Source organism: Rhodopseudomonas sp. NSM, from assembly GCF_052445935.1.
In the GTDB taxonomy this organism is placed as follows: domain Bacteria; phylum Pseudomonadota; class Alphaproteobacteria; order Rhizobiales; family Xanthobacteraceae; genus Rhodopseudomonas.
Window position 1 is genome coordinate 15,922 of the sequence record NZ_JBQTCH010000011.1, and the last position, 12,234, is coordinate 28,155.

Here is a 12,234-nt window from a genome sequence, read left to right on the forward strand (position 1 = left end):
TCAGCCTGGGGTGGGATCCTGTCGGATCGGCTTCGGATCGAGCGCCGCGGAGAGCCGGTCCATTCGCTTCATACGCGCGCCGATGACGATTTCCCGGATCGCGAGGATGACCACCGAGAGGACGAACGGCACGATGTAGTACAGCATCCGGAACAGCAGCATGCCCGCGAGCAGCTCTTCCTTGTTCATCTGCCACAGGCCGACCAGCATCGCGGCATCGAACACCCCGAGCCCGCCGGGCGAATGGCTGGCGAAGCCGAGCAGCGTCGCCGAGACGAAGATCACCGCCACGACGACGAAGCCGAGATTGGGTTCGTCGGGCACCAGCACATACATCGCCAGCGCGCAGAAGCCGAGATCGACGATGCCGATGCCGATCTGCAGCATGGTCAGCGGTCCGCCCGGCAGCTCGACGGTCCAGCTGCCGCGGCCGACCCGGCGCGGCTTGATCGACACCCACAGCACATAGGCGGCCAGCCCGCCGATGATCGTCAGCGCCAGCAGGCGGTTGACCCAGGGCGGAAGCTGATCGATCGAGGACGCCGCCTCCGGATGATAGGCGATCCCCAAGCCGAGCACGGCGGCATTGCCGAGCCAGAAGGTCAGGCCGGCGAGAAAGCAGATCTTGGCGACGTCGATGCCGTCGAGCCCCCAGGCGGTATAGATCCGGTAGCGCACGGCGCCGCCGGTGAACACGCTGGCGCCGACATTGTGGCCGATCGAATAGCTGGTGAAGGCGGCGAGCGCGGCGGTGCGATAGGGCACGTCGTTGCGGCCGATCGTGCGCAACGCGAACAGGTCGTAGAAGGTCAGGGTGAAGTAGCCCGCGGCGACGAACACGCCGGCCAGCACGATCGAACTCGGCGGGATCTTGTGAATCGCGGCGAGGACGTCGTCGACGTCGATGCCGCGCACCTGGTGGAAGAGGACGTAACAAGCGGCCGCGATGACCGCGATGCTGATCGCAACACCCAGCTTGTGCAGGATTTGCTTCTCGCGCAGAAGCGCGATCGCCCTGCCGATTGCGGCCACCATCTAGACCTCGAATCCCTCTCCGCCGCCTGGGACGTTGTGATCGATATCACGGCAACCGTTACCGGTCCGTGGCCGGGACGCCTTGGTAGCTTGTTCCCGGGTTCGATGGAATTCGGACGATCCCGCCAATCCCGCTCCTTGATTCAAATCCGGCCGAGCCGACCGGTTTCACATCCGGATTTCACATCCACTTTTCGCATCCACCCGCCTGTCCGCGGAGTTTTTGCCGGGCAAGGCGCGCCTGGCGCATTCGCCGGGGTCAGCGCCCCTTCATCTGCCGCGCGACGACCCAGTAACGCAGCCACGATCCGATCGCACACCCCACCAGATAGGCTGCCATCATGACAAGGAAAAGATCGAGCCAATAGCCGGCACGACCCGGGACGATGCGGGCGAGCGACAGACCGACCAGCACCGCCGCCACCCCGCCGAGCCCCATCGAGGCGTTCTTCGACAGCCCCTCGCCGCGTTGCACCACCGCAATCCAGCCCGCGGCGAACCCCAGCAGCACCGAGCCGAGCAGCCAGCCTCCATAGAAATCCGCCATCGCCATCATGCCGTCACCTGATCACGAAATCGATGCGGCGATTTTTCGCCTTGCCAGCATCGCTGTCATTGCCGGCGAGCGGAATCCGGCTGCCGTAACCGAATGCCTGGAAACGTTCGGGCGCAAGACCCGCCCTGACCATATAGTCGACCACCGCCCGCGCGCGCTTCTCCGACAGCGCCTGGTTGAAACCGTCCTCGCCATCGCTGTCGGTGTGGCCGGCGACCTCGATCGAGGCCCCGGGACACCGCATCGCGGTCTCGATCAGCCGGTCGAGCAGGCCGGCAGAGTCCTTCTCGATGGTGGCGCTGGCGGATTCGAAGCGCACCGTGCTCTTGCCGAGCAGGTCGTCGAACAATTGCTGGCAGACCGAGGCATCGACCGGCGAGGCCGGCGGCTTGACCGAGAGGTCGGCCTTGACCGTCCAGCCCTGCGGCATGTCCTTGTTCAATTCGCCGCGGATCTGGCTGACCGCCGCCTCGAACAGCGCGTCCCCCGACAGCCGCACTTCGCGGTCGGACACCACCAGCGTTCCGGTCGAGAGCCGCGACAGCGCGCCCAGCGCCGGCGTGACGGCATTGGCGAAGCCCTGCGGCGCGCCGATGCTGGCCTTGAGATTGTCGACCACCTTCTCGCTGAAGAACTTCCGGCCGGCGGCCGTCGCCAGCGCCGCATGGACATTGTTGTCCGGGACGTAGCCGGTCAGCGTCAGCGTCGACGCCACCGGATCCTTGTTGGCCTGGAACACGTAAGGCGGCGCCTGGATGGCGTTCTCCGCGACCGAATAGCCGTCCGGCAGGTTCCTGAGCGCGGCGCCGATGGCCTCGCGGCCGCCGAGATCGCGCGCCATGCCGGTGAGGCTGACCCTGGTGTCGGACAGCGTGATCTTGCCTTCCTTCAGCTTGCCGATCTGGTCGACCAGCAGCAGGGCGGCGGCATCGAACCGGGTCGGGGCGCCGCGGGCGAGCGTCATGCGGTCGGCAACCTCGACGCCGGCCATTTCGGCGCGGGCAGCGTCCGCCAGCCGCGCCCGGCTGGCAGGCAATGGCGCGCTCCCGGCCAGCGTGACGCGAACGACATCGCGCTCGATCGACCAGACGAACGGCGTCGCCTGCGGCACCAGCCGGGTCTGATCCAGCACCAGACGCACGCCCGGAACGGCCTCCACCGCGGCGACCGCACTGCGGCGGCCTTCCTCGGAAAACGCATCGGCCGAGAACAGGATGTCGCGGCCGGCCGGCGTCAGCCGGGTCTTGTCCAGGACGGTGCTCTTGAGCGCCGCGGCGGACCGCTGGGCGACATCGGCTTCGACGTCCGGCGTGGTGGTCCACGCCGCGATCGCCCATAGAGCGATCAGGATGATGGCGCCGCGCCACCATTGGCCGCTCGATCTGAAAAGTCCGCGCATTCCGCTTCCCGTGGATCAGAAGCAGAGAGAAATCAAACCGTTGGAAGGCTGTCAAACGCAATTCAAGAAAAAAGCCGCCGATCCGGCCGTTCTCTATAACCGTTTCTTCAACATGAGGGCGCTAGCATTGTCCCGAAATGAATCAGCCCGCAGCCCGATGAAGCAGTTCCGCCACAATATCATCCGCGCCGGGCTCGACGCGCTGTATTTTACCGGCGCCTATCATGTGCTGCGTCCGATCTTTTCCGGGATCGGGACGATTTTCATGCTGCACAATGTGAAACCGGCGCGGCCGGACGCGTTTCAGCCGAACCGCCATCTCGAGGTCACGCCCGAATTTCTGCGCGCGACGCTGCGACATCTGCGCGCCCAGAATATCGACATCATTTCGCTCGACGAGCTGCACCGCCGGCTCACGGCGCGGGAATTCGGCCGCCGCTTCGCCTGCATCACGCTGGACGACGGCTATCGCGACAATCGGGACTTCGCGCTGCCGGTATTCGAGGAGTTTCAGGCGCCGTTCACCGTCTATGTCGCGAGCGACTTCGCGCAGGGCACCGGGCGGCTGTGGTGGATCACGCTGGAGCGGCTGATCGCCCGCCGCGACTGGATCGAAACGGAGATCGGCGGCGTCGGGATCAGGCTCGATGCGCGCACGCCGGAGGCCAAGCAGGATGCGTTCGACCGGCTGCACGACATGCTGCGCGCCCTGCCCGAGGGCGACGATCTGCCGCGCGCCATGAGCGCGCTGTGCGCCCGCACCCGGACCGACGAAATCGCCGCCGGCCGCGAACTCTGCCTGACCTGGGACGAACTGCGGAGCTTTGCCGGGCACGAGCTGGTGACGATCGGCGCCCACTCCATCACCCATTGCAACCTCGCCAAGCAGCGCGACGCGCTGGCCGCGCACGAATTGTCGATCAGCCGCGCCCGGATCGCAAGCCACCTGCAGCGCGAGGTCGCGCATCTCGCTTATCCCTATGGCGACCGCGCCGCCGCGGGGCCGCGCGAATACGAGCTGGCGCGGCAGGCCGGCTACAAGACCGCGGTGACGACGCGGCCTGGGATGCTGTTCGCCGGCGTCGCCGATCACCTCACCGCGCTGCCGCGGGTCTCGCTCAACGGCAACTACCAGGACGACCGCATCCTGCCGGTGCTGACGTCGGGCGCCGCCACCGCGATGTGGAACGGATTCCGCCGCGTCGACGCGGCCTGATAGTCGTCTCAACTTCCCCTTGCGCACCGGCTGATATTTCCGAGAGGCGGAACGCGGCGCGCATCGCTGCGCCCTCGCCTTGACTCGCTGTGGGCCGCGCCGCAAACCATCGGGCAAACAACGGGAGGATGCATGTTCCACAATCTGTTTTCGCTGGAAGGCCGCGTCGCAGTCGTGACCGGCGGCTCGCGCGGCATCGGCAGGATGATCGCCTCGGGCTTTCTCGCTTACGGCGCGGCGCGGGTCTACATCACCGCGCGCAAGGCCGCGGCCTGCGAAGCCACCGCGGCGGAACTGAGCGAACAGCATTCCGGCGACTGCATCGCGCTGCCGATCGACATCTCGACCATGGCCGGCATCGAGATGCTGGCCGGCGAGATCAAGAAGCGCGAACCGAAGCTCGACATCCTCGTCAACAATGCCGGCGCCGCCTGGGCGGCGGATTTCGACGAATTCCCGGAGAGCGGCTGGGACAAGGTGATGGACCTCAACGTCAAGACGCCCTTCTTCCTGACCAAGGCGCTGCACGCGCCGCTGCGCGCCGCCGCCACCGCCGAGCGCCCCGGCAAGGTGATCAACATCGCCTCGATCGACGGCATCTTCGTCAACCCGCTGGAGACCTATCCGTATGCGGCCTCAAAAGCCGGACTGATCCATCTTACGCGGCGGATGGCGGTGCGGCTGATCAGGGACCACATCGTGGTGACCGCGATCGCGCCGGGTCCGTTCGCGTCGGACATGAACAAGGCCGCCCGCGACGAAGCCGACGCGGTGGCCAGCCGGGTGCCGTCCGGCCGGATCGGCACCGACGAGGACATGGCCGGCACCGCGATCTATCTGGCGTCGCGCGCCGGCGACTACGTCGTCGGCACCACCATCGCGGTCGACGGCGGCGTCGCCTACGCCAACCCGGGCATCAAGGGCGACGGCTGGGCGTAAGCCGGGCGGACGGGAGCGCTCGCGTCGGCTCGGCGAGCGCCTGCTAGAGCAGCTCTGGTTTTGATGGAATCACCGCCGTCATCCTGAGGTGCCCGTTGGGCCGCGCCATGCGCGGCCCAACGGGCCTCGAAGGATGAGCCGCAAGCGCCTTGGCCGCATCCTTCGAGGCTCGCTGCGCTCGCACCTCAGGATGACGACTCTGCACGCGAGAATACCGCATGGCTTCAATCATTCGCTGAACCGCTCTAGGCCAGATAGCTCGCGAGGTTGAGGCTCTGCACCTTGGCGATCGCCGAGTAGGAGGCCGTCAGTTGCGCCTGATAGGTCGACAGCTTGGCGGTGACCGCGGCAACGTCGACGCCGGTGAGGTCGCTGCCGAGCGTCTCGGCGTAGGATTGATACTCGGTCTGATACGAGCTCGCCTTGGCGATCGACGACGCCGCGTTCGACAGCCGGGTCTGGACCACGCCGATACTGTCGATCGCGCCGACCGCGAGATCGAGCGCCTCGTTCAGCGTGTCGGTCGACAGCGGCGAATTGTTGGCCACCAGATTCATCGCCCGCATCGCCTGCTCGAAGGCGGTGCTGTCGGCCGTGACCCCGTAGGACACCGTCTGGCTGTCGGAGACGCGCACCGAGGCGAGGTGGCTGTTGCCCTGATAATAGCTGGTGTCCGCCGACGACGGCGAGGTCGCGGCCGCATAGGTCGCCGACGAAATATCGACCGGCGCGGTCTTGGTGTCGGAGCCGGAAAACAGATAGCCGGCGTTGTACTGCGTGTTGAGCAGCGAGGTCATCTGTTCCAGCATGCTCTGCGCCGATTGCGTCACGCTGGCCGCATCGGTGCTGGCGGCATTGCTGGCGCTGGTCAGCAGCGTGCGGAATTCGGTGATCAGGTCGGCGATCGAATTCACCGCCGAATACATCACCTCGACCTTGCCGTTGGCGAGCGTCGCGGCGTCGATATAGGATTGCGACCGCGTCACCGAGACCTGCAGGTTCAGCACCTGCTGCGAGCTGGAACCGAGCCCGCCGAAATCCGACGACACCAGCCCGGACGCCTCCTGGATCTGCTGATTGGCCATCGTGCTCTGCGTGCGCAGCGCGGCCGCGACCATCTGGTCGGCGTTGGCGAAAGTGGCGACGCGGCTCAACATCGGATGCTCTCCTGTCAGCCGACGCTCTGCACGGCGGTCATCAGCGACGAGAACATCTCGTTGATCACCTGAATCAGTTGCGACGCGGCGGTGTACTGATTCTGCAGCGAACTGATCTTCGCGGTCTCCTCGTCGAGGTTGACGCCGGATTGCGAAGTCAGCGCGTTGGCGAGGCTGGATTGCGTCGTGCTCTTGGCGGTGTAGGTGGTCGCCGCCGAGGTCGCCTTCGAGGCGACGTTGGAGATGATATCGGCGGCGTAGTCGGCGAACGATCCGGTGGTCGAGCCGAGCCCGCCGGACGCACTGAAGCTGCGGGAGGAGGTCAGCGCCGAATACAGGCTGTCGACGACTTCGGTCGAGCCCGCGGTCAGCACCTTGCCGCCCGTCGTCAACGTCGCGGAGGAGTCGAGCGTGGTCACCTGGAACAGCCCGGAATTCGCCAGGATGTCGCTGCGCACCGCGAAGTTCGACGCGCCGGTGCCGGTGACCAGATCGTTGAGGCCGAAATAGTCGGACAGGCCGGCGCCGGCGGCGCCGACCGCGCTGGTCATCTCGTTGATCGCGACGCCGTTGCTGCTGCCGGTCGCGGAGATCACCAGCCGGCCGCTGGAATCGATCGAGGCGCTGAGGCCCGAAATGCCGTTGATGCCGTCGACCAGATCGCCGACCGTCGCATAGCTCGACAGATCGAGATCGCCATAGGACACCAGATTGCCCGACTGATCGACGGCCGCGATCCGCACGGTGCCGGTGGCCGACAGCGCCGTCGACGACGTCACCGCAGTGGTGCCGGTCAGCGTCGCGGGCGGCGGCAGCGCGGTGCCGGCATTGCTCGCGGCGTTCAGGCTGTCGGCCAGCGTCGTCGCCAACTGGTCGAGCTGCGCCTGCGCGGCCGGCAGTTCGGTGTCACGCAGGTCGAGCAGCGCGCCGATTTCGCCGGAGCTGATCTGCGAGGTGACGTCGACGCCGTTGAGGGTGATGCCGCTGAGGCCGGACGAAGTGCCGTCATAGGTCGACGACGCCTTGACCGAGGACGCCGCCGTGAAGCCGAGCAGATGCGCGCTGCTGTCGACCAGCGCCTGCCCGCCGGAGGTGTAGACCTGCATGTCGCCGGACGACGACACGAAGTAGCTGATATTCATCTTCTCGGCGACCGTCTGTAGCGCGACGTTGCGCTGGTCTTCCAGATCGGCGGTTGACTGGCCGGAGGCGGCCGCCTGCTTGATCTGGTCGTTGAGGTCGTCGATCGTCTGCAGCGCGGTGTTGACCTCGTCGACGTCGGACGCAATCTCGGCGTCGGCGTCCGCCCGCAGCGACTGGATGCCGCTCGACGTCTCGCGCAACTGCGACGCCAGATCGTCCAGCGCGCTGACGACATTGGCCTGCAGCGAGGCGCTGCTGGGGGTCCCGGCCAGCGACGTCACCGCCGATTCCAGCGACGCCAGCGTATTGGCAAGCGAGGTGCCGGTGTCGTTGGCACCCGAGGTGCTGCCGTACAGCGCCTGCAGGCGATCCAGATAGGTGTCGTCGATCTCGGCGGCGCCGAGTTCGGAGGTCGCGGCGATGACGGACTTCATCAGCAGCTTGTCGACGCTGCTGGTGATCCCGGTGATCGCAACGCCGGTGCCGGCGCCGCCGCTGGTGGTGGCGACCTGGTTGGCGGTCTTGACGCTGTAGCCGGTGGTGTCGGCGTTCGAGATGTTCGACGACGCGACGCTGATCTGAAACTGAGAAGCCGTCAGGCTGCTGACAGCGATACTGCGCGCGATGTCGAGCGACATGGAACCCTCCGCTGCGGTCAGGTCAGATCCGAACGCCCCGTGCGGCGGAGGCGGCCTGGCCGCTGATGCGGCCGTTCGCCCCGTAGGGCGAGTTGCCGGAAATCTGTTCGCGGATCGCCGCCATCACGGCGTCGATGCGCCGCTGGCTGGCCTCGATCGCCGCGCGCAGCCGGATGATGTTCTCGTCCATCACGCCCCGGAGCCGCTCGATCCGATCCAGCACCTTGATCTGCAGCGCGCGGTCCGGCGTGCTCAGCAGCACGTTCTTCATCGCGACCTGCTTGACCCATTGCTCGAACAGATCCGACAATTCGAGCTTGCGGGCGGTGTGCCGCGATTGCGACGCCGGCAGCCCCATCGCCAGCGCGATGTTCTCTTCGGTCACGACGTCGATCAGCTGGTCGATCAGTTCGACCAGATCCTCGATGCGGGAGCTGTCCTGGACGATCGCGGGCTGCAGCGGGGGGCTCTTCATCATCTCGTTCACTCCGTCGTCGTTCATTTGCGGTGAGGCGCGCCGCGCCCGATCGAGGCGGTCCGGCCGTAGGCCGACGCCGCGTTGCTGCGCGCATTCAGCGTTCTCATGTCCTGCGCCAGCGCCTCGCAGCGCGCGCTCAGCGCGGCGCGGACGCGCCGGATGTCGCTCTCGAGGCTCAGGATCAGCCGTCGCTCGCCGCCGCGGATCAGCTTGGCCGCCGTCAGCAGGCGATCCAGCCGCGTGAAAAGCTCGTTATCGTCGCCGCGATCGGTCATGACTCAGATCGCCGCGATCAGGGTGTCGAACATCTTGTTGACCGCCGTGATCACTTGCGACGCGGCCGAATACGCCTGTTGCGCCGAGATCATGCTGCTGAATTGTTCATTGGTGTCGGTGGTGCTGGATTCGAGTTCGCTGCCGTAGATCGTGCCGGCGCCGTTGGTGCCGGATTGCTGCAGCGTCGCGGTCCCGGACGCAGCCGTCGTCGCGTACAATCCGCCGCTCTGCGCTTCGAGCTGGTCCGACGCGGTGAAGGTCGCGACGGGGATCTTGTAGATCGCGATGGTCTCGCCATTGGAGTAGGTCGCGTTGACGGTGCCGTCGTCGCCGACCGCGACGCTGCTGAGCTTGCCGAACGCCAGGCCGTCGGACTCGATGCCGTCGATGGTCACGGCCGGCGTCGACAGGTCCGAGGACAATTGCGTGAGACCGTCTTTTCCGCCGACGGTGCCGAGGTCGAGTGTGATCTTGCTGTCGGCGGCGCCGGTGGTCCAGTCGCTGATCGTGACGGTCGCCGGGCTCGGATTGGTGCTGGCCAGCGAGCCGTCGGTGTTGAACGAGACGGTGATGGTGTCGGTCGGGGCCGCGGCGAGCGTCGTCGTCGAGTCCGACGCCAGCGTCGGCTTGCCGAAGCTGGCGCTCCAGGTGTTCTCGGCGGTCTTCGCCCACGTCACCTGCATCGTGCTGGCGGTGCCGAGCGAATCGTACATCGGCATCGACGTGGTGAAGGTGTCGCCGACCGCGGCGTCGGCCGGCAGGTTCGCGGCGAACGACGTCGAGGTGGTGGCGCCGCTGCTGGTCTTGGCCACGCTGGTGTCGATCGGGACCAGATTGCCTTCGCTGGCGGTGCCGATGACCTCGCCGGACGCGTCGGTGCGCCAGCCGAGCAGATAGGCGCCGTCATTGACGAGGTAGCCGTCGGAGTCGATCGTGAACGAGCCGTTGCGCGTATAGAGCGTCGACCCGCCGTCGAGCGAGGTCGTCACCGGAAAGAAGCCGTTGCCCTGGATGGCGATGTTGGTCGAGGTCGTGGTCGAGGTCAGCAGGCCCTGCGTGGTGATGTTGGACGACGCCGACGCCGTGACACCGCCGGACGAGTAGGACGACGCGCCAGACGCGTTGGTGACCAGCGACTCGAACGAGGCCGAGGTGGTCTTGTAGCCGACCGTCGACGAATTCGCGATGTTGTCGGAGATCATCGCCAGCGCCGAACTCTGCGCGTTCAACGCGGAGATCGCGGACGAAAGTGCGCCTGACAAACTCATGCTGTTACTCCGGGCTGGTTCAGGCGGTGACGCCGATGACGTTGTCGGTGCTGACCGAGGTGTTGCCGATGTTGAGCATCGGCGTGCCGGTGGAATTATCGATCGAGGTCACCTTGCCGGTGACGGTGGTGTAGCCGTAGACCGACTGGCCGGTGGAATCGGTCGCCGACACTTCGAGCGTGTATTGACCGCCGTCGGAGAGCTGCGTGCCGTCGGTGGTGGTGCCGTCCCAGGTGAAGGAGTTGGTGCCCGACGTCGTCGTGCCGCTGCCGCTCCAGACCGCATTGCCGGACGAGTCCTTGACGGTGAGCGTGACGCTGGAGGCGGCCGAATCCAGCGAGTAGCCGAACGAGACCTGACCGTCCTGCAGCGTGCCGGTGTCGGCCTTGGCGGTGACGGTCTGGCCGATGTAGTTCGACGAGTTCAGCGTCAGCAGACTGTTGAGCGACGTCGTCAGCGTGGTGAGGTTGGTGTTCAGCGTCTGCTGCTGCTCGAAATTCGCGTAGGAGGTGAGCTGATTGACGAAGTCCGTGGTGCTGGTCGGCTCCAGCGGATTCTGGTTCTGCAGCTCGGTGACGAGCAAGGTCAGGAATTCGTTCGACGTGAGGCTCGCGGTGGTCGACGCGGTCGACGCGACCGTCGAGGCGGTGGTGGTAGTCGCCGTCGTTGCAGCAACAGTCATGGCGCGCTCCAGCAACCTCCGGGCGCGCTGCGCCTCGGATCTGCCTTGGGTGAATTGGAGGGGTCTCGAAATCCGTTCCCTAGTGAAACGGCCGCTGCCGGCGGTTCAGGCGAAGTATTTTGCGGCGGACGAATGGATGTCGGGCGCGGCTTCCCGCGTCGCGACTTGTTGCTGTGCTGCAGTCGTTTTTTGGATTTCCGTTGAATCGAAACCAAGCCCGAAAGCCCGGCAAAAATTGCCTTCCGCCAGGGTGTGGAATGTCCTTATGCGGACCGGCGACCGGCACCGCGCAACCGCTCCCGCTTGCGGGGGAGGTCGGATCTCAATCGAATGTTCGGCCGCTGCATTCGCAACATGTCGTCCCCGCGCAGGCGGGGACCCATAGCCCCTGGCTTCGCAAGTGAAGGAAGGCCGCTCCCGCAGCGGTTCAATCGAGAAGCTGCGGCGTATGGGTCCCCGCCTGCGCGGGGACGACGGAGGACAGGCATGGCCAGACGCGACGCCGGGCTGGAGCCCATCTGTCATCGCCCGCGCTTGCGGGAGCGGGAGTGCGCGGCGGCGCGTGGCGGTCGCCCGAGAGCGCTATCGCTTGGTGTCGTCGTCGGGATTGTTGCCGGGATCGTCGTCGCGGCGTTCCGGCGCGGCTGCGGCTTCGCGCGCCTTGCCGACGATCCGGTCGACCAGACCGGCCGGCGCGCGCACCGGGGCGGAGCGCAGCGCCGCGCGGAGTAACTGCGCCTCGGCCAGCGCAAGCCGGGCTTGCTCGGAATTGCTCAGCAGCAGGTCGGCCTGCTCACGCTCGGCGGCCGGCCACGCGGTCAGATCGTCGCCGCGTCGATCGAGCAGATCCTTGAATTCGGCAACGTCCATTCTGGAAACCGTCCGACCAGCGCGATATTCCGGCAGCAATGACGGCCGGCGGTTGCGCGGACAGTCGACCGCTCGTAAGGCAGGGGCGGCCGATAGGCAACAGCGGCGCGGCTTATCAACCGCAAAAATGCGCGGTTTCGGATCCGGAAGCGGGCGGCGAGTCGTCGGCTCCGGCCGGTGTCAGTTCGCCTTCGGGGCCTCGCGTTCGACATAGGCCCAGGCATCCCGCAGTTCGGTCAGGCTGGCGATGATGCGCTTGTAGCGTTCCGCCGAATCCGGCCGCCCATAGGACCGCAGGCAGGCCATGATCAGGCTGTGATACGTCGCGTGCAGGCCCTCGGCCACCGCGCCGCCTCTGTCGAAATTCAGATGGTGGCTGAGGCCGCGCAGGATCGCGGTCGCGCGGATCATCTGCGTGTGGCTTTCCTCGAACCGCTTCGCTTCGCCCGCGGCGATCGAGCTCTGCAGCGCCTTGACGACGCCGTCGAGCAGCATCACCACCGCGCGCAGCGGGGGAACGGCGACGGCGGCGCTGCGATAGGCCTGGGCCGCGTGAAGGCGGGCGTGGTTCTGCATG

General features: G+C 66.6%; 13 protein-coding genes. 2 read left to right on the plus strand and 11 right to left on the minus strand.

Going from position 1 to position 12,234, the window contains the following annotated elements; translation table 11 throughout:
- The 3 genes from ACTZWT_RS22640 to ACTZWT_RS22650 form a co-directional block, all read right to left on the minus strand.
- Positions 1 to 1,035: a lysylphosphatidylglycerol synthase domain-containing protein gene (locus ACTZWT_RS22640; RefSeq protein ID WP_444771937.1), complete on the minus strand. Its 1,035-nt coding sequence runs from the start codon at positions 1,033 to 1,035 to the stop codon at positions 1 to 3.
- A gap of 259 nt (positions 1,036 to 1,294) precedes the next feature.
- Complete coding sequence (locus ACTZWT_RS22645; protein WP_444771938.1) at positions 1,295 to 1,591, minus strand: hypothetical protein; 297 nt, start codon at positions 1,589 to 1,591, stop codon at positions 1,295 to 1,297.
- Positions 1,592 to 1,595: 4 nt separating this feature from the next.
- A complete protein-coding gene (locus tag ACTZWT_RS22650) occupies positions 1,596 to 2,990 on the minus strand; it encodes an OmpA family protein (RefSeq protein ID WP_444771939.1) in 1,395 nt (464 codons plus the stop codon).
- Between the two features lie 157 nt (positions 2,991 to 3,147).
- Between ACTZWT_RS22650 and ACTZWT_RS22655 the strand changes: the two genes are divergently transcribed.
- Together ACTZWT_RS22655 and ACTZWT_RS22660 are read left to right on the plus strand one after the other, a co-directional pair.
- Positions 3,148 to 4,206, plus strand: a complete 1,059-nt coding sequence (locus ACTZWT_RS22655) for a polysaccharide deacetylase family protein (RefSeq protein ID WP_444771940.1) — start codon at positions 3,148 to 3,150, stop codon at positions 4,204 to 4,206.
- Between the two features lie 132 nt (positions 4,207 to 4,338).
- Positions 4,339 to 5,145 (plus strand): SDR family oxidoreductase, encoded by an 807-nt coding sequence (locus ACTZWT_RS22660; protein WP_444771941.1) that lies wholly within the window; start codon positions 4,339 to 4,341, stop codon positions 5,143 to 5,145.
- 245 nt (positions 5,146 to 5,390) lie between these two features.
- On the opposite strand, the gene ACTZWT_RS22665 is transcribed toward ACTZWT_RS22660, so the two are convergent.
- From ACTZWT_RS22665 to ACTZWT_RS22700, 8 genes are all read right to left on the minus strand, one after another.
- Positions 5,391 to 6,302, minus strand: coding sequence for a flagellin (locus ACTZWT_RS22665; RefSeq protein WP_444771942.1), 912 nt, complete (start codon positions 6,300 to 6,302; stop codon positions 5,391 to 5,393).
- A 14-nt stretch (positions 6,303 to 6,316) separates the two neighbouring features.
- Positions 6,317 to 8,083 (minus strand): flagellar hook-associated protein FlgK, encoded by a 1,767-nt coding sequence (gene flgK, locus ACTZWT_RS22670; protein WP_444771943.1) that lies wholly within the window; start codon positions 8,081 to 8,083, stop codon positions 6,317 to 6,319.
- Between the two features lie 22 nt (positions 8,084 to 8,105).
- Positions 8,106 to 8,561, minus strand: a complete 456-nt coding sequence (locus ACTZWT_RS22675) for a flagellar protein FlgN (protein ID WP_444771944.1) — start codon at positions 8,559 to 8,561, stop codon at positions 8,106 to 8,108.
- A 20-nt stretch (positions 8,562 to 8,581) separates the two neighbouring features.
- On the minus strand, positions 8,582 to 8,836 hold the full coding sequence (locus ACTZWT_RS22680; RefSeq protein WP_444771945.1) for a hypothetical protein: 255 nt from the start codon (positions 8,834 to 8,836) through the stop codon (positions 8,582 to 8,584).
- Positions 8,837 to 8,839: 3 nt separating this feature from the next.
- Positions 8,840 to 10,105, minus strand: coding sequence for a flagellar hook protein FlgE (gene flgE, locus ACTZWT_RS22685; protein WP_444771946.1), 1,266 nt, complete (start codon positions 10,103 to 10,105; stop codon positions 8,840 to 8,842).
- Between the two features lie 19 nt (positions 10,106 to 10,124).
- Positions 10,125 to 10,787 (minus strand): flagellar hook assembly protein FlgD, encoded by a 663-nt coding sequence (locus tag ACTZWT_RS22690; protein ID WP_444771947.1) that lies wholly within the window; start codon positions 10,785 to 10,787, stop codon positions 10,125 to 10,127.
- A gap of 582 nt (positions 10,788 to 11,369) precedes the next feature.
- Positions 11,370 to 11,657, minus strand: coding sequence for a hypothetical protein (locus tag ACTZWT_RS22695; protein ID WP_444771948.1), 288 nt, complete (start codon positions 11,655 to 11,657; stop codon positions 11,370 to 11,372).
- A 180-nt stretch (positions 11,658 to 11,837) separates the two neighbouring features.
- A complete protein-coding gene (locus ACTZWT_RS22700) occupies positions 11,838 to 12,233 on the minus strand; it encodes a flagellar export chaperone FliS (RefSeq protein ID WP_444771949.1) in 396 nt (131 codons plus the stop codon).
- Position 12,234: the final 1 nt, after the last annotated feature.